At 69.1% G+C, this 22,666-nt stretch carries 24 protein-coding genes; 10 read left to right on the plus strand and 14 right to left on the minus strand.

The window, feature by feature from the left end; all coding sequences use genetic code 11:
- On the plus strand, positions 1 to 1,287 hold the full coding sequence (locus ACFWUU_RS00875) for a DUF58 domain-containing protein (RefSeq protein WP_137254525.1): 1,287 nt from the start codon (positions 1 to 3) through the stop codon (positions 1,285 to 1,287).
- The gene (locus tag ACFWUU_RS00880; protein ID WP_380171564.1) at positions 1,284 to 3,641 is read left to right on the plus strand and encodes a transglutaminaseTgpA domain-containing protein; all 2,358 of its coding nucleotides are present in this window, start codon (positions 1,284 to 1,286) and stop codon (positions 3,639 to 3,641) included. Before ACFWUU_RS00875 ends, ACFWUU_RS00880 begins: the two co-directional genes overlap by 4 nt.
- Before the next feature lie 305 nt (positions 3,642 to 3,946).
- Here ACFWUU_RS00880 and ACFWUU_RS00885 read toward each other — a convergent pair whose 3' ends face one another.
- The 6 genes from ACFWUU_RS00885 to ACFWUU_RS00910 all read right to left on the minus strand — a co-directional run bounded on the left by ACFWUU_RS00885 (position 3,947) and on the right by ACFWUU_RS00910 (position 8,032).
- The gene (locus ACFWUU_RS00885; RefSeq protein ID WP_355480119.1) at positions 3,947 to 4,348 is read right to left on the minus strand and encodes a DUF3040 domain-containing protein; all 402 of its coding nucleotides are present in this window, start codon (positions 4,346 to 4,348) and stop codon (positions 3,947 to 3,949) included.
- Between the two features lie 259 nt (positions 4,349 to 4,607).
- Positions 4,608 to 5,354: a methyltransferase domain-containing protein gene (locus ACFWUU_RS00890; RefSeq protein ID WP_137254523.1), complete on the minus strand. Its 747-nt coding sequence runs from the start codon at positions 5,352 to 5,354 to the stop codon at positions 4,608 to 4,610.
- 93 nt (positions 5,355 to 5,447) lie between these two features.
- Positions 5,448 to 6,659, minus strand: coding sequence for a DUF480 domain-containing protein (locus ACFWUU_RS00895; RefSeq protein WP_380171566.1), 1,212 nt, complete (start codon positions 6,657 to 6,659; stop codon positions 5,448 to 5,450).
- A gap of 72 nt (positions 6,660 to 6,731) precedes the next feature.
- Positions 6,732 to 6,980 (minus strand): hypothetical protein, encoded by a 249-nt coding sequence (locus tag ACFWUU_RS00900; RefSeq protein ID WP_380171568.1) that lies wholly within the window; start codon positions 6,978 to 6,980, stop codon positions 6,732 to 6,734.
- Positions 6,981 to 7,028: 48 nt separating this feature from the next.
- Positions 7,029 to 7,502: an SAV_6107 family HEPN domain-containing protein gene (locus ACFWUU_RS00905; protein WP_137254521.1), complete on the minus strand. Its 474-nt coding sequence runs from the start codon at positions 7,500 to 7,502 to the stop codon at positions 7,029 to 7,031.
- Entirely contained in the window at positions 7,499 to 8,032 is a 534-nt protein-coding gene (locus ACFWUU_RS00910; RefSeq protein WP_380171570.1) for a DUF6504 family protein, read from the minus strand. Before ACFWUU_RS00910 ends, ACFWUU_RS00905 begins: the two co-directional genes overlap by 4 nt.
- Before the next feature lie 358 nt (positions 8,033 to 8,390).
- On the opposite strand from ACFWUU_RS00910, the gene ACFWUU_RS00915 reads away from it, so the two are divergent.
- Both ACFWUU_RS00915 and ACFWUU_RS00920 read left to right on the plus strand, forming a co-directional pair.
- Positions 8,391 to 8,960, plus strand: a complete 570-nt coding sequence (locus ACFWUU_RS00915) for a DM13 domain-containing protein (RefSeq protein ID WP_380171572.1) — start codon at positions 8,391 to 8,393, stop codon at positions 8,958 to 8,960.
- A 22-nt stretch (positions 8,961 to 8,982) separates the two neighbouring features.
- Positions 8,983 to 9,453 carry a YbaK/EbsC family protein gene (locus ACFWUU_RS00920; RefSeq protein ID WP_380171574.1) on the plus strand — a complete coding sequence of 157 codons (471 nt, stop codon included), beginning with the start codon at positions 8,983 to 8,985 and terminating at the stop codon, positions 9,451 to 9,453.
- Here the strand turns inward: ACFWUU_RS00920 and ACFWUU_RS00925 are convergent.
- Together ACFWUU_RS00925 and ACFWUU_RS00930 are read right to left on the minus strand one after the other, a co-directional pair.
- Entirely contained in the window at positions 9,440 to 10,183 is a 744-nt protein-coding gene (locus ACFWUU_RS00925) for a nucleotidyltransferase domain-containing protein (RefSeq protein ID WP_137254517.1), read from the minus strand. The two genes, ACFWUU_RS00920 and ACFWUU_RS00925, sit on opposite strands and share 14 nt — an antisense overlap.
- Before the next feature lie 10 nt (positions 10,184 to 10,193).
- Positions 10,194 to 12,125: an N-acetylmuramoyl-L-alanine amidase gene (locus tag ACFWUU_RS00930; protein ID WP_380171576.1), complete on the minus strand. Its 1,932-nt coding sequence runs from the start codon at positions 12,123 to 12,125 to the stop codon at positions 10,194 to 10,196.
- A gap of 173 nt (positions 12,126 to 12,298) precedes the next feature.
- Between ACFWUU_RS00930 and ACFWUU_RS00935 the strand changes: the two genes are divergently transcribed.
- The 3 genes from ACFWUU_RS00935 to ACFWUU_RS00945 all read left to right on the plus strand — a co-directional run bounded on the left by ACFWUU_RS00935 (position 12,299) and on the right by ACFWUU_RS00945 (position 16,531).
- Positions 12,299 to 12,910 (plus strand): DUF4126 domain-containing protein, encoded by a 612-nt coding sequence (locus ACFWUU_RS00935; RefSeq protein WP_137254515.1) that lies wholly within the window; start codon positions 12,299 to 12,301, stop codon positions 12,908 to 12,910.
- Positions 12,862 to 14,217 (plus strand): NAD(P)/FAD-dependent oxidoreductase, encoded by a 1,356-nt coding sequence (locus tag ACFWUU_RS00940; RefSeq protein WP_233714711.1) that lies wholly within the window; start codon positions 12,862 to 12,864, stop codon positions 14,215 to 14,217. The genes ACFWUU_RS00935 and ACFWUU_RS00940 overlap by 49 nt, the downstream gene beginning before the upstream one ends.
- A gap of 136 nt (positions 14,218 to 14,353) precedes the next feature.
- The gene (locus ACFWUU_RS00945) at positions 14,354 to 16,531 is read left to right on the plus strand and encodes a HelD family protein (protein ID WP_380171578.1); all 2,178 of its coding nucleotides are present in this window, start codon (positions 14,354 to 14,356) and stop codon (positions 16,529 to 16,531) included.
- Here the strand turns inward: ACFWUU_RS00945 and ACFWUU_RS00950 are convergent.
- Entirely contained in the window at positions 16,528 to 17,058 is a 531-nt protein-coding gene (locus ACFWUU_RS00950; RefSeq protein WP_380171580.1) for a SixA phosphatase family protein, read from the minus strand. The genes ACFWUU_RS00945 and ACFWUU_RS00950 overlap by 4 nt on opposite strands.
- A gap of 4 nt (positions 17,059 to 17,062) precedes the next feature.
- Positions 17,063 to 17,980, minus strand: coding sequence for a methylenetetrahydrofolate reductase [NAD(P)H] (gene metF / locus ACFWUU_RS00955; RefSeq protein ID WP_380171582.1), 918 nt, complete (start codon positions 17,978 to 17,980; stop codon positions 17,063 to 17,065).
- Positions 17,981 to 18,038: 58 nt separating this feature from the next.
- On the opposite strand from metF, the gene ACFWUU_RS00960 reads away from it, so the two are divergent.
- Complete coding sequence (locus tag ACFWUU_RS00960) at positions 18,039 to 19,109, plus strand: polyprenyl synthetase family protein (RefSeq protein WP_137254510.1); 1,071 nt, start codon at positions 18,039 to 18,041, stop codon at positions 19,107 to 19,109.
- A 4-nt stretch (positions 19,110 to 19,113) separates the two neighbouring features.
- On the opposite strand, the gene ACFWUU_RS00965 is transcribed toward ACFWUU_RS00960, so the two are convergent.
- Positions 19,114 to 19,533 (minus strand): helix-turn-helix domain-containing protein, encoded by a 420-nt coding sequence (locus ACFWUU_RS00965; protein ID WP_137254509.1) that lies wholly within the window; start codon positions 19,531 to 19,533, stop codon positions 19,114 to 19,116.
- A gap of 76 nt (positions 19,534 to 19,609) precedes the next feature.
- Between ACFWUU_RS00965 and ACFWUU_RS00970 the strand changes: the two genes are divergently transcribed.
- Positions 19,610 to 19,963 (plus strand): DUF4180 domain-containing protein, encoded by a 354-nt coding sequence (locus ACFWUU_RS00970; protein WP_380171584.1) that lies wholly within the window; start codon positions 19,610 to 19,612, stop codon positions 19,961 to 19,963.
- Here ACFWUU_RS00970 and ACFWUU_RS00975 read toward each other — a convergent pair.
- Genes ACFWUU_RS00975 through thiE form a run of 3 tightly spaced genes read right to left on the minus strand, consistent with a single transcriptional unit; the run spans position 19,946 to position 21,437 of the window.
- Entirely contained in the window at positions 19,946 to 20,380 is a 435-nt protein-coding gene (locus tag ACFWUU_RS00975; protein ID WP_137254507.1) for a barstar family protein, read from the minus strand. The genes ACFWUU_RS00970 and ACFWUU_RS00975 overlap by 18 nt on opposite strands.
- Positions 20,377 to 20,802, minus strand: a complete 426-nt coding sequence (locus ACFWUU_RS00980; protein WP_202877682.1) for a ribonuclease domain-containing protein — start codon at positions 20,800 to 20,802, stop codon at positions 20,377 to 20,379. Before ACFWUU_RS00980 ends, ACFWUU_RS00975 begins: the two co-directional genes overlap by 4 nt.
- Positions 20,799 to 21,437 carry a thiamine phosphate synthase gene (gene thiE, locus ACFWUU_RS00985; protein ID WP_380171587.1) on the minus strand — a complete coding sequence of 213 codons (639 nt, stop codon included), beginning with the start codon at positions 21,435 to 21,437 and terminating at the stop codon, positions 20,799 to 20,801. The genes ACFWUU_RS00980 and thiE overlap by 4 nt, the downstream gene beginning before the upstream one ends.
- 43 nt (positions 21,438 to 21,480) lie before the next feature.
- On the opposite strand from thiE, the gene thiO reads away from it, so the two are divergent.
- On the plus strand, positions 21,481 to 22,608 hold the full coding sequence (gene thiO, locus ACFWUU_RS00990) for a glycine oxidase ThiO (RefSeq protein WP_380171590.1): 1,128 nt from the start codon (positions 21,481 to 21,483) through the stop codon (positions 22,606 to 22,608).
- Positions 22,609 to 22,666 lie beyond the last annotated feature (58 nt).

Consider the following 22,666-nt stretch of genomic DNA (forward strand, 5'->3'; position numbering starts at 1 on the left):
ATGCGGCAGGCACTGCGCGGACTGACCACCAGAGGGCGGGCGTTCGTCGCGGCCGGTATCACCGCATCGCTGTGCGCGCTGCTGCTCGGCCAGAAGGACCTGCTGCGCGTCGGCATCCTGCTGGCGGCGTTGCCGGTCGTGGCAGCCCTGGTCGTCGGCCGGACGCGGCTGCGGCTGCAGGTACGGCGCAGCCTTGCGCCGGACCAGGTCCCCGTGGGGACGCAGGCGACCGTGGAGCTGACCCTGAGCAACCAGGGCCGGATGCCCGCGGGCCTGCTGCTGCTCGAGGACCGCATTCCTTATGTACTCGGGCACCGACCGCGGTTCGTGGTCGACCGGGTCAGCCCGAACTGGCGTCGTACGGTCACGTATCCGGTGAAGTCCGACGTACGGGGTCTTTTCCAGGTCGGGCCGTTGATGCTGACGGTGGCCGACCCGTTCGGACTGGTGGAGACCAGCCGGACGTTCACCCGCAGCCAGCACCTGCTGGTTACGCCGCGGGTGTACCGGCTGCCTGAGATCCGTCTCGGTGCGGACCGGGCCGGCTCGGGCGAGAACCGGCCGCGGGCGATCGCCTCTGCTGGTGAAGAGGATGCGACGGTCCGCGAGTACCGCGACGGCGACGACCTGCGCCGGGTGCACTGGCGGTCGACTGCTCGCCGCGGTGAGCTGATGGTCCGCCGCGAGGAGCAGCCGTGGCAGAGCCGGTGCGCGTTGTTCTTGGACGCGCGGACGATCTCGCACCACGGGCACGGTCCGTCGTCCAGCCTGGAGTGGGCGGTCAGCGCGGCCGCGTCGGCCGGGATCGACCGGATCAGGCGCGGGTACGTCACCACGATGCTCGGCGGGCCGACCACGCTGAACGCCATCACCCACCGGACCTCCGCGTCGGTGCACCAACCACTCAACCAGCAGCAGCTGCTGACCGAGTGCGCGACCGTCGAGGAGCACAAGTACGCCGAGATCGGTCCGCTGCTGACCGTCGACCGGCACGCGCAAGAGCCGAGCCTCGTGATCGCGATCCTCGGCGCCTGCAGCACCGATGACGTCATCGCCCTGAACCGCTGGCGGACCAGCCAGGCGACCGGAGTCGTCCTGCTGCTGGACGCCGCGAGCTGGGCGGTCGGCGCCGAGGCGACCGAGAAGGCGACCCGGCTGACCGCCGCCACAGACGCAACTGAGAACGAACTACGCCGCAACGGCTGGCGAGTAGCCAGAGTCCGCCGCGGCGACCATCTACCGACCGTGTGGTCCGGCCTCGGACTAAGAAGCGGAAGGATCGCATGACCGGTCACGCGAGGATTTCCATTGCTGCTTGGGGAGCGACTGTTCTCGGGTCGCTCGTGCTGACGCCGGTGTTCTCCGGGCCGTTCTTGTTCATCAGCGCGTTCCTGTGCGCGGTGGTGACGGGGATCGGCGTACTGCTGCAGAACCTGCGGACCCCGCGGATCGTCGTACCGATCGTTCAGCTGTTCGCGCTGGTGGAGCTGCTGTCGCTGTTCTTCCTGCACGGGACGATGAAGTTCGGGCTGATCCCGTGGAAGGCGACCGCGCTCGAGTTCAACTCGCAGATGGTCGACGCGATGGACTCGATCAACCGATTCAGCGCGCCGCTGCCGCAGGACTCGCATCTGACCTTGTTCGCGGTCTCGGTGATCACGGCGACCGGGCTGCTGATCCACATCATCGCCGTACAGCTGCGGCAGGCCGCGTGGTCGGGCTTGCTGCTGCTGATCATGTACACGGTGCCGGCCGCGACCGTGCACGGCGGTCTGCCGGCGTTGCTGTTCATCCCGCCGGCGATCGGCTACATCGTCCTGTTGTCCGCGGAAGGCCGCAGCCGGCTCAGCCGCTGGGGCCGCCGGATCTCGGGCGTCTCGCACCTCGACGCGGCCGAGCCCGTCGAGGCGTCGGCGCTCGGGCAGGCCGGTCGCCGGATCGGGCTGACCGTGGTCGCGATCGCCGCACTGCTGCCCGCGTTGCTGCCCGCCCTCCCGGAAGGTGTCATCGGCAACGGTCTGGCCGGCGGCGGCACCGGCAACGGGCTCGGCGCGTCGATCTCGTCGACCGACCCGATGCTCGACATGGGCAAGAACCTGAAGCGTGGCGACAACGTCGTCGCGCTCACCTACAAAGGCGGTCCGTCCGGCGGCACGTACCTGCGGCTGACCGCGCTCGATCTCTTCGACGGCAACACCTGGCGGATCTCGCAGCGCGACTCGCCGCACAAGATCAGCGGTGACCTGACCGCGCCGCCCGGCTACACCGGTGATCTCTCCAAGCTCCCGCAGACCAACATGGAGATCGACGTCACCCGGACGTTCCGCTCGCAGTTCGCCCCGGTCCCGTACCCGTTGCACTCGATCTCGCTGAAGCGGGACTGGCAGTACGACGCGGAAGCGCTGGACGTGGTCTCGTCGAACGGGTCGATCGTCGCCGGCAAGAAGTACAAGCTGTCGTCGTACGACCTGCAGCCGACGCCGCAGCAGCTGCACGACTCGATCACCACGAGCGCCCCGGACCAGTACACGTCGGCGGTGCCGCAGAAGACGCCGAACGACATCAGGCAGAAGACGTTCGAGGTCGTCGCGCCGGCCGGTGACAACAAGTTCGAGGCCGCGGTGCTGATCCAGAACTGGTTCCGCAGCGGCGACTTCACCTACAGCACCGCGAACGCCAAGGGCAGCGGGATGGCCGCGCTCGAGGACTTCCTGCTGAAGAACAAGACCGGGTACTGCGAGCAGTTCGCGACCGGGATGGCGCTGATGGCGCGGATCATCGGGATCCCGTCCCGGGTCGGGATCGGCTTCCTGCCCGGGCAGGCCGGCAAGGACGGCGAGTTCACCGTCCGGATGCACGACATGCACGCCTGGCCCGAGCTGTACTTCCAGGGCATCGGCTGGGTCCGGTTCGAGCCGACGCCGTCCGCCCGCGTCTCGAGTACGCCGAACTGGACCGTCCCCGCGACGGGGGACCCGACCAGCCCGACGACCGCGCCGACCAGCCTGCCGAGCACTCCCGGCGCCGGCGAGACCCCGGGGATCGACAAGCCGCGGCACGACCCGAACCTGCCGGACCAGAGCTCGGTCGGGATCGTTGACTCCGGCAACTGGTTCACCAACGGCGGCGCTCAGGTGATCGCCGGGATCCTCGGCGTCGGTCTGCTGCTGTGCATCCCCTGGATGATCCGCGCGGCGACCCGACGGCGGCGCTTCCTGCGACCGCCGGGACGGGCCGGCGCCGAGGGGTTGTGGGCGGAGATCCGCGACACGGCTCGAGATCTGGGGCTGGACTGGTCCGACATCTCCACGCCGAGGCAGACCGGTCAGTGGCTGGTCACCAAGCTCCCTGAGGACACGCATCCAGCGGCACGCAAGCTGGCACGTGGGATCGAAGCGCTCCGGTACGCCGGGGACGCGGATCCCGAGCTAGACCTGCGTCCGGAGGCATCCGCCGTACGCAAGGCGCTGTGGACTCAGGCCCCACGCCGTCGCCGCTGGCGGGCACGCATGCTGCCGCCGTCCTGGCGCTGGTACCTGAGCCGAGGCAGCACAGAGGCCTCCGACCTCCTCGATGAGTTCGACCTGCTACTGGCCCGCCTACGCTCGCTGGTCCTTCCCAAACGCCCCCACACCAACTAGCTGGGGGCGGTTGGGCCGGGCCGAAGGTGGCCTGGCCGCCTCAGCTTGCTCGGCGCGGGCTCGGCCGCCAGCCGCCGCATCGGCTCGGCGCGGGCTCGGGGGCCAGCCGCCGCATCAGCTCGGCGCGGGTGAAGGCGAGCGCACCTCAGCCGGCCCGCCGTGGCCCCGCAGGTACCGCTTCACAAGCTGTGCGCGCGCTTACGCACCCGCCCGCCCCCGGCAAACGCATCCCCACCCGACGCGACCCCAGACAAACCACCACACCCGTGCCGCCTAGGGCACGGGTGCGGAGGGAAGTTTGTGGGTTAGAGGTCCTCGTCGCGGCGGCGGCGCCAGCGGTCTTCCATGCGCTCCATGAAGCTGCCGGACGAGTCGTGCTTGGTCCGGTGCCGTTTGGTCGGCGGCGGCGGCGGGATGTCGTCGGACTCCCCCGCGTTGCTGATCCGCTTCATGCTCAGCGCCGCGATGTACAGGCACGCGACCATCATCACGAAGCCGATGACACCGATAATGGTGTTGGGGATGATCGCACCGGTCATCAGTACTGCGATGCCCAGCACAAATCCAACGCCGGCAAGCACTGCCCGCCGCTTGTAGTACAAGCGCACATTGGTTCCCCGCATGGCGGAAACGAACTTCGGGTCTTCCGCAGCGAGGGCGCGTTCGAGCTGCTCGAACTGGCGCTGCTCTTCTTCCGAGAGGGGCACCGTCGATCCCTCCATGATGAGCGCGATCTCGATAGGCCGCCTTCAGTCTAGGCCGCGCGTGGCTGACACGAAACCCTGACCGGCTGTCCAGCGCGTCACGGTCCGGCAACTGCCCCGGCAGAACAGGTCCCAAACCTATGTATTCCGGCGTGTCGCTCGCAGCCGGTTCACAGCGATCACCCCCTGACCGTGACTCAGGTAGCCCGCCCGTCACCCTCCGTCGCAATCGGCCGTACGGCGGACTGCCGCCGAACGGGGCTCAGCGGGTCGCGAGAATGTGCAGCTGGGTGGCCAGCGCGCGGAACGCCGGGTGCTGACTCGCGGCGCGCTCGAGCTCGGCCAGCGAGTCCGCGGCGCCCGGCTCGGAGTCGACGAACGCGGCCGGCACGAGGTCGGCGAACGTGCGTACGCCGTGCACCGTGTGCACCATGAACCCGGCATCGGCGAGCTGCGCCGTGATCCCGGCCTCGTCGAACCGTCGCGGCATCGGATCGGTCGCACCCCAGCGTCCGTCCGGGTCCTGCAGCGCGATCCGCGCCTCGGCCAGATGACCTGCGAGCGCGCGAGCCAGTACGACCGCGTTGCGCTGGGCAACGAGCAGACTCAATACGCCGCCCTCCCGCAGCACCGACGCCATCGCCTGCAGCGCCTGCACCGGGTCGTCGACGACCTCGAGGACGCCATGGCACAGGACGGCGTCCGCGCTCGACTCCCCCGCCAGCCCGGGGAGCTCCGCCGCGTCGCCCTGGACGCCACGGACCAGCTTGCTCACGCCTTCGTCGCTGGCCCGTCGCTCCAGCGATGCCAACGCGTCCGGGCTCGGGTCGACAACCGTCACGCGATGCCCTTCGACCGCCAGCGGAACCGCGAACCCACCAGTGCCGCCGCCGAGGTCGACGATGTCCAGCCCGCCGCCCGGATCGGTCCGGCTGCGGCCTGCCAACGCAACGCGCAAGGCCTCGCCCACCAACGCCGTACGCACGCTCCGCCGTCGCCGATCCACCATCAACCCTCCAGCCAGTCCCCCATCAGCACCGCCGCGCCACACCCTACTTCCACCCCAACCCGTGGGCCTGTGCCCGGGTCACGGACCGAGTCGTCAGGACGGTTTGCGCGCAACGACGTACAGGCGGCGGGTGGTTTCGGCCCGAGCGGCGATCGGCCCGCGGAGGTACCACTCGACGTCGGTGAGACCGGCAGTCTCGACCACGGTGACGACCTGGCTCGGGTCGTGGAGGACGTAGTCCAGGTTGACCTCGTGGCCGAGAAACTCCTCGACGTGACGGACCTCCGCGCCGGCGTGGAGTGCGAGGACCAGCCAACCGCCGGGGTCGAGCGGACGGGTCAGCGCCGCGATCGCGTCGGGCAGCTCGGACGCGGCCAGGTGGATGAGCGAGTACCAGGCGAGGACGGCCGCCCAACCGGAGCTGGTCGGTGGACGACCCAGCCGGCGGAGATCGCCGACCTCGAAGGTTTGGTCGGGAAAGCGCCGCTGCGCCTCCGCGACCATCTCCGGCGACAGGTCGACGCCGGTGGCATCCGCGCCGTGCTCGGCCAGGTACGCCGTGATGTGCCCGGGACCCGAGCCGACCTCGACGACCGGCTGACCGTTGGCCTGGGCAACAATCCGGTCGAGCAGCCACCGCTCGAACGGCAACCCGTCAAGCTCGTCGAGCAGTTCGTCCGCGTACGCCGTCGCGACCGCGTCGTACGACGAACGCACCCGCGCGTCACGTGCTTCGGTGCCATCGGCGATGACCGTGTCGCGGTCGACGGACTCGACGACGGCGACCGCTTCCTCTTCGGGCACCGGGCCGAGGAGATGAATCCAGCGGCGGTCGTGCTGACCGGCGCGGCGCTCCAGCTCACGCACGAGCGGCTCGGGGCGTGCGGCCATCCGCCGCAGGCACGCCTCGACGTCACTCCGGTCGTCGAACTTGTGCTGCCGCTCGGTCCGCGTCCGCAGCTCGCCCGGCGCCTGCGCGCCGCGCAGCAGCAACACGGTGATCAGCGCGCGCTCGTCCGGCTCGAGCCCGAGCTTCTCGTCGAGGGTCTGGTGGTACTTCAGCGTCCGCCGGCCGGTGTCGACCCAGACGATCCGCAACAGCTCGCGGTCTCGCAGCGACCGCGCGACCCGCTCCACGGTCCCCTGGTCGTAGTCGACGACCGGATCCCGATTGCTGGTCTGATTGCACGCCGTCCGCAACGCGTTAGCGGTGAGCGGGTACGACGCCGGCACGGTCGCCTGCTTCTCCAGCAAGCTCCCCAGCACCCGCTGATCCTCAGCATCCAGAACAGGAAGGTCACTCACGTGGCTGACCTTAGTTCCCTCCGGTACCAGCGAGGACCAGCGAGGGCCGGCGAGGACCCACCGGATGGGTGATCAGCCGGCTTGGTGGGTCTCCGGAAGCGTCAGCGGCTCGAACGCGGTGCCGTTGCAGGCCGGGCAGAGGGCGTCGGCCAGGATCCCGGAACCGGCGCACTGGGTGCACAGGCCGTCATGCCAGGTCTCATCGGTCAAGGAGTGGTGAGGACGCGGGTAATGGGTGTCAGGCAAGTAGCACTCGGCGCCGGTGTGGGCGTGCACACGACCGCACAGGTCCTTGCCCAGGCCTCTCGGCTGTTTGTTCACGGTCGGGATCTCCTCAGTGCCTCTTCAGCGCCTCAGCGCCGGATTTGATCAGCTGGCTTGCATCCAGGGTTGGGTCAGAACGGACTGCGGATCGGTGGTGGCGGTGAGCACCGGGGTGGTGGACAGGCGCAGGCTGGCCTCGACCTGGCCGTAGAAGGTGTCGACCGCGCGGACCAGGTCGTCGGCCTCGCGGGTGGTGACGGCACGCTCCAGACCGGCCTCCGCGGCCGCACGCTGGGCGGCGCCGGCGGCGAAGAACGTCGCCCACTCGCCGAACTCCGGCGCGACCTCGGCCAGCAGCACCCAGGCGTTGCGCTGGACCCGGCGACGGCTGCCCGAGCGCACCGGACGGGCGCGGACGGCGAGCACCGCGGCCGCGACCCGGAGCGCCGCCACGTGGGCGCTCGAGTAGCGGATCAGGTGGTCAGTGGTCTCCGTGGCCTCGGCCAGCGCGGCGCGGGCACGGGACAGCTCTCGGCTGGCCGCACCGGCAGCTGCCGGCGATACCGGTGAAACAGTCATCGGTCGGTCACCCTCTCCAGTTGCCAACGACCCGAGACAGGGTCGTGGGCGAGATCGAACAACTCACGTCGGCCGTGCCGGCCGCAGCCCGCTTCGACCCGGAACACCGTGCGCTCCGGCCCCCAATCCGCATCCAGCACGCCGACCGCCGCCGGACTCGTGTCCGCAGCGGCAGGCTGTCCGGAGGAGAGCGTGGCGGCGGCATGCGAGCGGGGGGTCGCTGCCGCTGCCACGCCGGTTGAGTGGACTCGGGTGGGACGGGTGGTGCGCGCTCCCGAGCAGGCCTCGGCGACCATGGCCGCGTCGATCCGGGCGGGCAACACGTCGGACTGCGCAGGGCGCTGGGCACGCGGGTCGTGGATGGTGCCCGGGCCGATGATGCCGCGCTCCCACCAGGCGGCGGTCTCGGTCCACTGGGACCTGAGTGCGGTGACCCGCCAGAGACGGCCGCGCCAGAGGAACTGGTCCGGAGTCTCGATGCCGTCCACGAACACCGAGTGCACCTCGACAGCGTCGTCGAACTCCCACATGGTCCATTGCCTCCTCTGTACACACTTCCCGTGATCGAACAACGGCGCCTGATCGACGGCCGGGTCGGAGGCCCGGCGGGTGAGCCCGGAGTGGGGGTCGAGGTCCACTCCGGTGCCCGGCCCGCCGGGACCACCGGATTCCGATGCGGCCGCAACTCCGCACCGGAGCCGTCCAGCTGTCCGGCTCACCTCTGTCCGGCCTCCCGACGAAACCGGAGCTGAGGTAATCGAACATCTGTTCGAACACTGCAAGCGTATCGTCGCCCGCCGACAATCGTCAACGGCCCGTAATTCCGGCGCGCCGCCACTCGACGCCTCCGGACGCCAGACTGGAGAGTCCAGGACGGAAGGGCGAACGATGCGGAGACGGGCAGTAGGAATCACCACGGCGGCTGTAGCCGTCGTGGTTGCGGCAGTGGCGCTGCCGCTCTTCCAGCCGTGGCGGCTGCTCACCGACAGGGTCGTCGACGAGGCGCTGCCCGGCACTGCTTCGATCTCCACGACTTCATCGTCGACGACGCCACCGACAGTTTCTGCGCACCCGGCAAAACCGACGCCAGTTGTCAAGCCCCAACCGAAGGTTCTCCTGACCGGGAAGCTGATCACTCACGAACACCGGACGTCCGGCACGGTTGCCGTACTCGCCCTGCCGGACGGCAGCCGGGTGCTCCGGATCGAGAACCTTGACACCTCCGACGGACCGGACCTCAAGGTGTGGCTGAGCGACGCCGAGGTGACACCGGGCCGGGATGGATGGCATGTGTTCGACGACGGGGCGTATCGCAGTCTGGGCAGCCTGAAGGGCAACCACGGCAACCAGAACTACCCGATCCCCGCCGACGTAGGGCTCGACGCCTTTCGCAGCGTCACGATCTGGTGCGATCGGTTCAACGTCTCGTTCGGGGCGGCCGGGCTGAAATCGGTGTGACACGGCGCATAAGCTCACTTGGGTGAGCAGTCATCCCAATGTGCAGAAGGTTGCCGACGCGCTCGCGGCGGCAGGTGCTACCGGCGAGATCGTGATCCTGGACGAGGCGGTGCCGACCGCGGCGGCCGCGGCGGCCGAGCTCGGCTGCGAGGTCGGCGCGATCGCGAACAGCCTGATCTTCAACGGCGACGGCGTACCGGTTCTCATCCTCACCTCGGGCGCGCACCGCGTGGACACCGCGAAGGTCGCCGCCGAACTCGGCATCGCGAAGCTGAAGCGGGCCACGCCGGAGTTCGTGAAGGAGCACACCGGTCAGTCGATCGGCGGCGTCGCCCCGGTCGGCCACCCCGGCCCGGTCCGCACCTACATCGACACCGCGCTCGAGCAGTACGACGTGATCTGGGCCGCGGCCGGCATCCCCCACTCGGTCTTCCCGACCACCTACGCCGAGCTGCTGAAGCTGACCGACGGCACGCCGATCACCGTGAACTGAGCGGCGAGCCGAGTACGGCGGGAATCGCCGTACTCACGAACCGCCGGGTGAGCCCGGCGCGGGTGTGCCGCCACCACGGCCCGATCCGGAACTCCGGCCCGTACCGCCTCCGGCGGATGTCCTCGACGACGTCCGCGGGAGCCCCCAGATTGGGCAGGACGTCGAACGCCGCGCGCTTGGTGATCAGGTCACCGGTCGCCAGGGTGACGTGCGCGCGGGCGATCGTGAGCAGACTCAGGTCGACCCAGATATCGGCGTACCAGTTGGTCCGCTTGCGGGTGGCCGGCAGCCAGAAGTCGTTCAGGTCGCGGCGGATGAAGGCGAACAGTTCCTCGTCACTCACAACCGGCAAGAGCTCCGCCGGCGTCGGCCCGAACAGCGTGCGGTTGCCGATGGCAAGCTCCCGCCGGGTCACCGGGGTCACCGGCCGGTCGAAGTAGCGCTGGTGCGCGAACGTCGGATGCCGCACCGAGAGGTCGGCCAGGTCCGTCATGTACGAGCAGTGCAGCTTCGCGGCGAGCGGGAAGTCGCGGATCAGTTGCCTGTGTACGTCGGCTACAGCAGGTGGAGGCGGCGACGAGGTCACCACGATCACGTCGAGATCGCTGCGGCCCAACTGGTAGTCCCCGAGTGCCAGTGAGCCGTGCAGCCAGACCGCCTCGACGGCGGCGACTTTGCGGACAGACGTGACGAAGCCGTCCAGCACAGGCTGGACGGCTTCGTCGATCACAGCATCCAGATTAGACGGCCGGGCGGACGTCTACGTCGGCAGCCCGGACGTAGGCCATCCGGTGGCCGAACCAGATCTGGTAGTACCTGTCCTTGCCGAGGACCTGGACGTGGTCGGTCGGCGGCTGGCCGTCGAAGGTGACGGCGCGGTAGTAGTCGGTCTCGATGTTCAGGTCGCCGACCGGGTACGACTGGCCGGCGCCGATCGAGTACTGCAGCGGCGTCACCGTCTGGTACGGGATGCCGGTCGGGTACGCCGCCTGCTCCGGGTACGCACGTCCGTACACCGGCACCGACGTCTTACCTGCCTTCGGCTTCACGACCAGACCGGGCTTGGCGAAGGCATCCGGTGCGTTGGCCGGGCTCTTGAACCAGCCCAGCGCGCCGAGGTACCACACGGCCACCCAGTCGCCCTGGCGCTGCGCCACGACGTACTGCGAACCCGCCGCGGCCCGGGAGCCCATGTCCGACACGTCAGTGGTGCCGTCGATCCCGTTCGGGTGGAGTCCGATGTCCTTCACCAGCGGGGCGTTGTCGTCCGGCGATTGGCGCAGGTACACGAAGTTGGTGCCCTGCGGCGTGCAGGTGGTGTTCGGAGCGTCGCAGTTGGAGACGACCTGGACGTTGTTCGCGAAGCCCGGCTTGATCGTCACGATCGAACCGGCGCGGACCGGGAAGACCTTGTGCCCGTAGATCGGCGCACCGAGCAGGTCGAAGTAGTGCTCCCAGTCCCAGTACGGTCCCGGGTCCCAGTGCATGCCGGCGACCGTCGACGGGACCGTGCCCGGCACCTGGTCGTGGCCGATGATGTGCGCCCGGTCGAGCGGGATGTTGTTCTTCGCGGAGAGGTACTTCACCAGCTTGGCCGAGTTGCGGTACAGCGACTCGGTGAACCAGGTGGCGCCCTGCGGTGCGAAGCCCTCGTGCTCGATGCCGATGCTGTGCATGTTCACGTACCAGTTGCCGGCGTGCCAGGCGACGTCCTTGGCCTTCACGTGCTGCCAGGTGTGTCCGTCGGACGACCGCATGGTGTAGTTCCAGCTCACATACGTCGGGTCCTGCACCAGGTTCAGCACGCCCTGCCAGGTGCCCTCGGTGTCGTGGATGACGATGTAGTCGATCTTGCCGGTCTTCGGCCGGTTGGCGAGGTCGTGGTTGCCGTAGTCGCCGGCCGTCCCGAAGGTCGAGTACGGAGCCGGCAGCCACTCGCAGCCGAGCGTCGGCGGGCACTCCACGTCCGACTTCGACGGCTGTACGCCGGCCGGCAGCGACAGCTTGCCGACCTGCGCCTTGTCCGGCTTGACCGCGACGGCCGGCATCACGATCTGCTGGCCGGTGTTCGTCGTACGTGCCGCACCCTTGGCCATGATCGAGTAGACGTCGTCGGCGAATCCGGCAGCGCCGACCTTGTCGCCCGCCTCGGCGTACGACGCCACCGCGCCGTACCACTCGGCCGGTGAGGTGGTCGCGCCGACCGGCAGGCCGAGCGACTTCTGGTACGACGCCAGCACTGCGGCGCCGCCGTTGATGTTCGCGGTGACGTCGGTGCGCAGCGAGGACGCGTCCAGCCCGGTCAACTCGGACGCCTTCTTCAGCGTCTGCAGCGACTCGGCGGTCGCGACCTTCTGCTTGCCGGACAGGTCGGCTACCTCGGACGCCCCCAGCGAGGTGAGGTGCATCGGGCCGTAGCCACCTGAGGTGCTCGGCGCGCCGGCGTGGTCGTCCCAGCGCGACTCGGCGTACGAGACGGCCAGCAGGACCGACTCCGGTACGCCGTACTTCGCAGCGGCCGCGCTGTACGCCGTGGCGGCGACGGCGGACGGTGCGGGCTTCGCAGACGGTTGTGACGCCTCTGCGGGTGGACCTCCCAACGACACGCCGACCAGGGCGGCCGGCAGCGCTACCGCAGCGAGTGCGGCAAGAATCTTCGGACGACGCAGCATGATGTTCTCCTGAACCCTTCGGGCGGGTGCCGGTCACAGAGACTGGCAGCCTAGTCACTGTGGGTCGAGGCGACGCGGATGTCAACGGTTAACCAAAACTCGCGTCCGAGGGTTCGATACTGACGAAAACGTGTGTCGGGACATACGGCCACTGAGGGTTACGGAGCAGGACATTGGAAGCGCTGCCGCTGGCGGTCACGACTGGCTGGGCCAGTGGCGTGAATGCCTATGTCTGCGTGCTGATTCTCGGTCTGCTGGGCCGGTTCGCCGGTGCCGACGACGTACCGCACGCCCTGACCACGACACCGGTGCTGATCGCAGCGGGTGTTCTGTTCGCGTTCGAGTTCGTCGCCGACAAGATTCCGTACGTCGACTCCGCGTGGGACGCGATCTCGACGGTGATCCGGCCGACCATCGGCGCGATCCTGGCCGCCATGCTGTCCGGCCAGGCGAGCACTCTGCACCAGGCGATCATCGCGACGACCGGCGGACTGGTTGCGCTGCTCTCGCACACGGTGAAGGCCAGTCTGCGGCTGGCGATCAACACCTCCCCCGAGCCGGTCACCAACATCGCCGCGTCGTCCGGTGAGGACGTCGCCGTGGCTGGTGTGGTGTCGCTGGCCGCGTTCCATCCGGAAGCCGCGCTGATCGTCGCCAGCATCTTCCTGATCCTCGGACTGATCGGCGTGTACTTCGCGTTCCGGTTCATCCGACGCGGGTATCGCAGGTTCAAGGCGTGGCGAGAGAGACGAACTACCCCTGCAACTGGGAGCAGTGCTGCCTGATGGCCAATGTGATTGTCGTCGGGGCCGGGCTGGCCGGTCTCGCCAGTGCAGTGCGGCTGGCCAAGCTGGGCCACCAGGTCACCATCTGCGAGCAGAACGAGCATCTCGGCGGAGTGCTCGGCCGGGTCGAAGCAGACGGCTTCGTCTGGGACGCCGGAGCAGCCAGTACGACGCTGCCGGCCGCCCTGCGCGATCTGTTCCGCAAGAGCGGTCGTCCGATCGAGAGTCTGGTCCAGCTGGATCCGGTGACCGAGCCACGCCGCCACATGTTCACCGACGGCTCTGTGCTCGACCTGCCGATCAGCGACCGCGGCCTGCAGGAGGAGGCCTGGACGGACCTCGCAGGTGCGGCTGTGGCCGAGCAGTGGACCGCACTGGTCGACTCGTACGGCGACACGTGGCAGATCCTGCGTAAGACCTCACTCGAGCCACCGCTCGAGGACAGGCTGCCCATCAAGACGATCCGCGCCCTCAAGCCCTGGCAGTCCCTGGAGAAGGTCGCACGGCGAGAGCTGAGCGACGAACGGGCCCGCGCGGTACTGAGGCACTTCGCAGCCCAAGGCGGTTCGGACGCGACCCTCACACCCGGGTACGTCGGCGTGTGGTCCTACCTGGAACGCACCTTCGGCCGCTGGACCATCGCGGGCGGCTTCGGCGCACTGGCCGATGCTCTGGTGCAGCGGGCGAGCGAGCGGAAGGTCACGGTCCACACCAGCGCCGAGGTGGTCGCGGTGACGACGACCGGCGGCGCAGTGACCGGCGTACGGCTCACTGACGGCACGGAGCTCCCGGCTGACGTCGTGGTGAGTGACGTCGACCCGCGAGTGCTCTACGAGAGCTTCGTGATCGATCCGGCGGCCAAGAAGGTCCGCAAGCGGATCCTCGCGACGCACCAGGCCCAGGCGGCGTACGTCGTCCACCTCGGCCTGAAGGAGCCCGTACCGGAGCTGCCGTTCGAGACCGTGCTGCACGGGACGCCGACGGTCGTCGTCCGCACCGGCGGTACGGCGCCTGCCGGCCACCAGGCCTGGTCGGTACTGGTCCACGGCTACCCCACCGACGACGTACTGGACCTACTGGTCGCGCGCGGGCTGCCCGTCCGGGACAACGTGGTCTCGCGGCAGACGTCGCCGTCCTGGTGGGCTGGAGTGGCCTGGGAGGGCTACCGGACCGCCCGCCGCCGCGCCTCGAACGTGTCCCCGGTGAAGGGTCTGTACTGCGTCGGCGCGGGCGCGCACCCGGGCTCCGGCGTGCCCGCCACCACCCTCGGCGCGGCGATTGTGGCCGACGCCATCGGGAAGGCCTGAGGCCGCGGTGGGGTTGGACAGGGGAACAAACTAAGATTGGTTGTTCCTGTGTTCTGAGTCGGGGTGGTGCCCGGCGGTAGAGAGGACCTCGGTGGATCAAACCCCCACATCGGCCGATCACGACAACTTTGACAGCGTGGAGCGGGCGGAGCTGGCGGCTGAGCAGCAACACATCGACCGGGTGTACGGCCGGGTCGACGAGGCTGCGCGGTCCGCGTCCCGGATCGCGGTCGAGGGCCACCAGCGTGGCCAGGCGCAGAACGTCGGCCGGGTCCGCGACGAGGAGCAGACCGGCCTGTACGAGCGGGACGTGCTCGTGTTCGCCGCTGCCCGCCGGATCGCCGAGCTGGACGCGGAGCACGAGGGGCTGGTCTTCGGCCGGCTCGACTCCGACCGCGGGGACGACGAGCCGCCCGCGACGAGCGCGGCGGAGCTGGACAAGCTGTACGTCGGCCGGATCGGTGTCCGCGACGCGGAGTACGAGCCGCTGGTGATCGACTGGCGTGCGCCCGCGGCCGAGCCCTTCTACCGGGCCACCGCGACGGACCGGCTGAAGGTCGTCCGGCGTCGCGTACTGCGGAACAAGGGTCCGCGGATCGTCGGGCTCGAGGACGACCTGCTGGCGCCGGAGCGAGCGCCTGAGGACCTGCCGGTGATGGGTGAGGGCGCGCTGATGGCCTCGCTGTCCCGGGCCCGTGGCCACACGATGCGCGACATCGTCGCCACGATCCAGGCTGAGCAGGACGAGGCGATCCGGGCACCAGCCCGTGGCGTCACCGTGATCGGTGGTGGACCGGGCACAGGCAAGACGGTGGTCGCGCTGCACAGGGCGGCGTACCTGCTCTACAGCGACCGCAGGCGCTTCGAGCGTGGCGGCGTACTCGTGGTCGGACCGTCGGCAGCGTTCATGGCCTACATCGAGCGCGTGCTGCCGAGCCTTGGTGAGAACACCGTCTCGCTGCGCGCAGTCGGCGAGCTGGTCGACGGTGTGAAGGCGACAGCGGTCGACGACGGCGACGTGGCGGCTGTCAAGGGCTCGCTGCGGATGCGCGCGATCCTGTCGCGCGCCGCCCGCGATCGGGTGCCGAACGCACCGACCAACCTGCGCGTGTTCCTCGGCGGCGCCACGGTCGAGCTGGACGCCAACCAACTCGACAACGTACGCCGGAACGCCCTGCGCCGGACTGCCCGCAACAAGGCCGCCACCGAGGCGCGGAAGGGCCTGATCGCCGCACTGTGGCAGCGGTTCCCCGAGGACCTGCGCAACGGGCCGCTCGGCGACCGTGAGGCGTTCGGCGACCGCGTGGCCGACACTCCGGCGTTCCGGACGTTCTTCAGCCAGTGGTGGCCGGTGGTGACCCCGGAGGCGGTACTGCGCTGGCTCGGTGACCCACGCCGGCTGCAGCGCTGGGCCCGGAACGACCTGACGCCTGCAGAGATCGACGCGCTGGCCAGAGGCATCCGTACGACGGATGAGTTCACCATCGCCGACGTCGCCCTGCTGGACGAGCTGAGTGCGTTCCTCGGTCGCCCGCCGGTGCAGGAGAACACCGATGAGGAGTTCGACTGGCTAGAGGGGCTGACGGACGGCGTCAACGAGGTGCTGACCAGCTCCGAGCGCCGGGCCCGAGCCGCTGCGGCGCGGGAGGCGGAGGAGCCGGAGGAGTACGCGCACGTGCTGGTGGACGAGGCGCAGGACCTCTCCCCCATGCAGTGGCGGATGGTTACCCGGCGCGGACCGCAGGCCAGCTGGACGATCGTCGGCGACCCGGCGCAGAGCTCCTGGCCGGACCCGGACGAGGCCCGCGCCGCGATGGACTCGATGCTCTCCCACCTGCAGCGGCACTCGTTCCGGCTGTCCACCAACTACCGGAACTCGGCCGAGATCTACTCGTTCGCCGGTGAGGTGATCAAGCAGTCCATCCCGGACGCGGACCTGCCGAACGCGGTCCGCAGTACCGGAGTGGAGCCGGAGCACCGGATCTTCGACGACGGCAAGGTTTCGGAGGCCGCGGGCGACGCGGCCGCCGAGCTACTGCAACTGGTCGAGGGCACAGTCGGCGTCATCGTGCCGCCGAAGCTGCGCCCCGCCGTCGACCAGGTGCTCGCCGAGCTGGGCGATCCACGGGTCGTCGCACTCAGCCCACTGGAGTCCAAGGGCCTCGAGTACGACGCGGTCGTGGTCGTCGAGCCGGACCGCATCGTCAGCGACACGCTGGGCGGAGTGCGGGCGCTGTACGTCGTGCTGACCCGCGCAACCCAGCGATTGATCACGGTCAACAGCACGACGCACTGGCTACCTCACAACAATTAGCCCCGCGGTACGACGTACTGCACGAGGTCGGCCTCGTTCGCTGCGAGGTCCGACCAGCGGCAGGTCAGGTGCAGGATCGCGAGGCCGGAGGTCGGGTACTTCTGGGTGAGCTCGACACGCTCGGGGCTGGTGCCGTCCAGCGCGAGCTCGTCGGCCAGCCACGGGATGCCCGGCGCGTGGCCGACGACGATCACGGTGCGTGCCTCGGCCGGGGCCTCGTGGATGACGTCGAGGAGTCCTTCGGCGTCGGCGCTGTAGATCCGCTTGTCGTACCAGACGTCGGCCGCGGTGACGCCGGCCTCCGCGACGTACTTCCAGGTCTCGCGGGTGCGCTTCGACGGCGAGCACAGGACCAGGTCCGCTTCGATGCCCTGGGCAACAAGATGCCGGCCGGCCGCCCCGGCGTCGGCGCGGCCGCGGTCGGCGAGCGGACGCTCCAGATCCGGCATCGAGTCGGGCTCCACCGCCTTGGCGTGCCGGAGCAGGACGAGAGTGCGGTCGATCAGCAGGTCCGACGGGTCAGCCATTGCGTCAGGATACGACGGTGGAGCTGAGGTTGCGGAAGACCTGTCGGGTCGCTGTCGATCTGTTCAGCGTGATGAAGTGAATGCCGGGCGCGCCGCCGGCCAGCAGGCGCTCGCAGAGCTCGGTCGCGATCTCGATCCCGACCTCACGGACCGCCGTCGGCTCGTCCTCGACGGCGAGCAGCCGTGAGGTGACGGCCTCGGGCAGCGCCATCCCGGTGAGCTCGGCCATCCGCTGGATCTGCTTGATATTGGTGACCGGCATGATGCCCGGCAGCACAGGCATGTCGCAGCCCAGCGCGGCGGAGCGGTCGACCAGCCGGAAGTAGTCGTCGGCGCCGAAGAACATCTGCGTGATCGCGTAGTCGGCCCCGGCCTGCGCCTTGGCGGCGAGCACCTGGGCGTCCGCCTCGAGCGAGGTCGCCTCCGGATGTTTGTCCGGGAACGCCGCGACGCCGACGCTGAAGTCGCCGAGCTCGCGGATCAGCTCGACCAGCTCGACCGCGTGGTTGAGGCCCTCGGGGTGCGCGACCCACGGCTGGTTCGGCCCGCCGGGCGGGTCGCCGCGCAGCGCGAGCATGTTGCGCACGCCGGCTCCGGCGTACGCGCCGATCACCGAGCGCAGTTCGTCGCGCGAGTGCGAGACGCAGGTCAGGTGACCGAGCGGGGTCAGCGAGGTGTCCTGGGCGACCCGCTCGGTAACCCGGATCGTGCCGTCGCGGGTGGTCCCGCCGGCGCCGTACGTGATCGAGACGAAGGTCGGGTGCAGCTGCTCGATCTCGCGGATCGACCGCCACAGCACCTCCTCGGCCTCGGGCGTCTTCGGTGGGAAGAACTCGAACGAGAAGGACCGGTCTCCGGACGCGAGCAGTTCACGGATGGTCGGCGGGCCGCCGGGCCGCGTCGAAGGAAGACCGTTCGCCATGCCGCACAGGTTACCCGCGGTGGTCAGCGCTGTCTGCCCACCGACTACGCTCCGAGACGTGGATGGTGATGTGGACATTCCGGGCGGGATCCAGCAGGCGTTGAGCGGGTTCCTCGACCGGCAGGAGGAGCGGCTGGCGGCGCTCGGGCCGGAGCTGACCGAGCAGGTGCAGGCCGCGCGGGACGCGACGAGTGGCGGTAAGCGGCTGCGTCCGTCCTTCTGCTACTGGGGTTTCCGGGCTGCGGGCGGTGATCCGGCGCAGCCGATCCTGACCGCTGCGGCGAGCCTGGAGATGCTGCACGTCAGCGCGCTCGTCCACGACGACGTGATGGATTCTTCCGACGTACGACGGGGTGCGCCGGCCGCTCATCGCCGGTTCGAGGCCCTGCAGCGGGAGCGCGCCGAGAAGAGCGGCCACGGCGGCGATCCGGTCAGCTTCGGGATCGGAGCTGCGATCCTGCTCGGGGATCTGTGCCTGATCTGGGCCGACGAACTGCTGCACACCTCCGGGTTCGACGCGGCGGCGCTGGCCCGCGCGGAGAAGTACTTCGACGCCGTACGGGTCGAGGTGACGGCCGGGCAGTACCTCGATCTCCTCGCGCAGGCGAGTGGCGAATCGGATATGGATCTGGCGCTGCGAGTACTGCGGTACAAGTCCGCGACGTACACGATCGAACGGCCGCTGCACGTGGGTGCCGCGCTGGCAGGCGCCGACTCGCGGTTGATCTCGTCATTGTCGGGCTATGGGTTGCCGTTGGGTGAGGCGTTCCAGTTGCGGGACGATCTGCTTGGCGTGTTCGGCGATCCGGCGATCACCGGGAAGCCGGCCGGGGACGATCTGCGCGAGGGCAAGCGGACGGTCCTGATCGCCTACGCGATCGACCATGCGTCGGAGGTCCAGCTGTCGGAGTTCGACCGGTTGTTCGGACGGCCGGATCTGGACGATGACGAGATCCAGTTGCTCCGCGAGATCCTGCAGGACTCCCGCGCCGTACAGGCCTGCGAAGACCTGATCACCAACCGCACCGAAGACGCACTCGACGCCCTGGACGAGGCGCCGCTCGCCGACGACGCGAGCCGGAAAGCCCTGACAGACTTGGCGATCGCGGCGACCTCGCGCGAGGTGTAGCCGCCTACTGCTCGGCCATCAGGTTGATCAGCCGGAGCAGATCAGCGGTCGCCGGAAGATTGCCGAGGACGATGACCTTGAGGACGGCGCGGTCCTCGTCGTAGATGGTTTCGGCCTTCAGGTTGACCGCCTCGGGCTGGTTCAGCGCGCCGAGGATGTGCGTGGTGATGCGGTCCGCGGTAGCGCGGTCGACGGCGTCGATGTGGACGATGCTCGACGCCTCGACGTGCCGCGCGGACCGATCGATGTCGACCACGGCGGTGGGCGCGCCGGTGAATTCCTCGAGATCCTCGCGGGTGATGCGGTACTGCTTGCCGATCCGCACGGCCTTCAATCGGCCGTCGCGGACGTAGTTCCGGATCGTGCGGACGTGCAGCCCCAGCCGATTCGCCACCTGCTCGACCGAGTACAGCTCCTGCGCCATCTCACTAGACTATGGCAAGTTCCTTAGAATTCCCTATAAATGGCTAGGTAGGGACAGGTAAGGTATTTTGGAGCACATGGTTGAGCTTGCCGGTGTGAAGATTTTCGTCAGTGACACGGCCGTCGCCACCAAGAGCGACGCCGTGCAGCTGATCGTCGACGCGTACTACGCACACCACGCCGAGTGGATCGCGTTCACGCCGGAGCAGCTCGGTGACGAGTTCTTCGAACTGCGGACCGGGCGGGCCGGTGCGATCACGCAGAAGTTCGTCTCGTACCAGATGGGGCTCGCCGTCGTCGGCGACATCTCGGCGCGGGTCGCCGCGAGCAAGCCGCTGGCCGACTGGGTCCGGGAGAGCAACCGCGGCCGCAATCTGTTGTTCGCCGACGATCTCGACGAACTGGCCGAGCGGCTAAAGGATCGGCAGTGACGCCAGCAGGTCCGGTGCTTCGGCGCCGGCCTTCTCGTGGATGAGGACCCGGAGCTGACCGGAGTTCGTGGTGTCCTCTTCGAAGATCTGCAGGGCTACGTCGACGGTGTCATGGTCGTGCTCGAGCAGGTGCCGCAGACCGGACCACAGCACGACCTCGGGCTCTCCGGTCGACCTGTCACTGAGCGAGTCGGCCAGCGCGTCCCAGTTCCGGCCGAACCAGCGCGGCAGGTCGAAGGCAGTCGCACACAGGTCCAGGAAACCCGTCTTATCGTGGATCTCGCCGGTGTCGAGCAGGACGAATCCGAACCCGGCGGCGGCAGCATCACGGCGTACCTGGTCGGCAGTCGCGGGTGATGGCCAGCGGTAGACGCCCGGACGCAGCCCGTCCGTCAGCAGCGCGTGCAGATCGGTCATGAGGTTCCCCCGTCTTCCGCGATGCGGCGGAAGGACTTGTAGTGGTCGTCCGTGTAGTAACGCTCCTGAGCGTTACCGGTCACGATCCGGCGGGCACCACGGTCCTTCTCGCCCGGCGTCTTCACGGTGTACTCGTGGTAGTAGCCGCGGTCGTGCTTCGGCAGGATCTTCTCCAGATTGCCGAACACCACGCCGTCGCGGCTGTACGGGTACGGTCCGCCCTGGTCGATCAGCTTCAGCGTGTCCTGCGCCTCCTTCGGCAGGTCGGCCACCGCGACGATCTTCAGACCGCTCTCCGGATCGACGCTGTTGGAGGCCTTCGTATCCGCTGAGCACCCGAACAGCGATGCCGCCAGGGTGATCACCAGCATGGCGATCACCACGACCGCGACGATCCGCGCGGCCTTCGGGTTGTTGATCACCGCAGCCTCCGACTGAACTCGGCGGCCGCCTCCCCCGGGTCGTCCGCATCGGTGATCGCGCGTACGACGACCACTCGCGTCGCACCGGCTTCCAGTACGTCGTCCAGGCGCTCCAGGTCGATCCCGCCGATCGCGAACCACGGCTTCGACTGACGGCGACCCGCGGCGTACGACACCAGCTCCAGACCGGCGGCCTGACGCCCCGGCTTGGTCGGCGTCTCCCACGTCGGGCCGACGCAGAAGTAGTCCGACCCCTGCTCGGCCACCGCGGCGTTCACCTGGCTGAACGTGTGCGTCGACCGCCCAATGATCGGCCCCGGTCCGGTGATCGCCCGAGCGGCGTGCACCGGCAGGTCACGCTGTCCCAGGTGCAGTACGTCGGCTCCCGCCGCGAATGCGACGTCAGCGCGGTCGTTGACTGCCAGCAACTTGCCGTGTCGCTTGCACGCGTCGGCGAACACCTCCAGCGCGGCCAGCTCGTCGGCAGCCTCCATCTCCTTCTGCCGGAGCTGCACGATGTCCACGCCGCCGGCCAGCGCGGCGTCCAGGAACTGCTCGAGATCACCCTGCTTCTCGCGGGCATCCGTACACAGGTAGAGCCGGGCGTCGTCGAGCCGTTCGGTGTGGTCAGTCACACCCCAAAGCCTGCCATGTCCGAGCAGCCGTAGGCTCTGGGGCATGCCTGACGTGGTGGTGATCGGCGCCGGACTGATAGGTCTGGCGACCGCGTGGCGACTGGCAGCTGACGGTGTCCAGGTGGCGGTGTGTGATCCGACACCAGGTGCCCAGACCTCCAATGTCGCCGCCGGCATGCTCGCACCAGTCACCGAGGTGGAGTACGGCGAGGACGACCTGCTGGCTCTCAATCTGGCGTCCGTGAACGCCTGGCCGGCCTTCGCCCAGGAACTGGAAGAGCTGACCGGACAACCCGCGGGCCTGCACCGGACCGGCACGCTGTCGGTCGCGTACGACGTCGACGACGCAGCCGCGCTCCGCAGGCTCGCCGACTACCAGCGGCGGCTCGGACTCGACGTGGAAGAGCTGTCCGGTCGCGACGCCCGCCGACGCGAACCACTCCTCGCTACCGGCGTGTCTGGTGGCGTCTGGGTCCCCGGCGACCATTCCGTCGACAACAGGCAAGCAGTCGCCACTCTCCTGCGTGCCGTCGACCTCTCCGGCGTCCAGCTCATCCGCCAGCGTGTGTCCCGCGTCGTCACATCCGGCGCGACGGCTATCGGCGTACTGCTCGAGAACGGCGAGACCGTCCACGCAGATCACGTGATCGCTGCGACCGGGCCGTGGTCGTCGCAGCTGGACGGCGTACCCGATGAGCTGCGTCCACCGGTGCGTCCAGTGAAGGGTGAGGTACTGCGGCTGCGGGTGCCGGAGGCTTATCGCCCTGCGCTGCAGCACACCGTGCGAGCGACTGCGCGCGGCTTCTCCGTTTACTTGGTGCCGCGTCCGGGCGGCGAACTGGTCGTTGGCGCGACCACTACCGAGCTCGGCTACGACACCCGTGTGCTGGCGGGCGGCGTGTTCGCGCTGCTGCGTGACGCGCGGACTGTGCTGCCGATCATCGACGAGCTCGAGCTGGTGGAGGCGATCGCCGGTCTCCGGCCCGCGACGCCCGACAACGCACCTATCCTCGGGCCGTCCGGCCTGGATCGGTTGCTCTGGGCAACCGGCCACTACCGGAACGGTGTCCTGCTGACGCCGGTCACCGCGCAGATCCTGGCCGAGACCGTCCGCACCGGAACGCTGCCGGATCTCGCAAAACCCTTCCTCGCCAGCCGGTTCGGTCACTGATTCCACAGTTGCCGGAAGCAACCGGAATGCTTGTGAACGACAACAATGTAGTTCAGGC

The organism is Kribbella sp. NPDC058693 (assembly GCF_042715335.1).
In the GTDB taxonomy this organism is placed as follows: Bacteria; Actinomycetota; Actinomycetes; order Propionibacteriales; family Kribbellaceae; genus Kribbella; species Kribbella jiaozuonensis.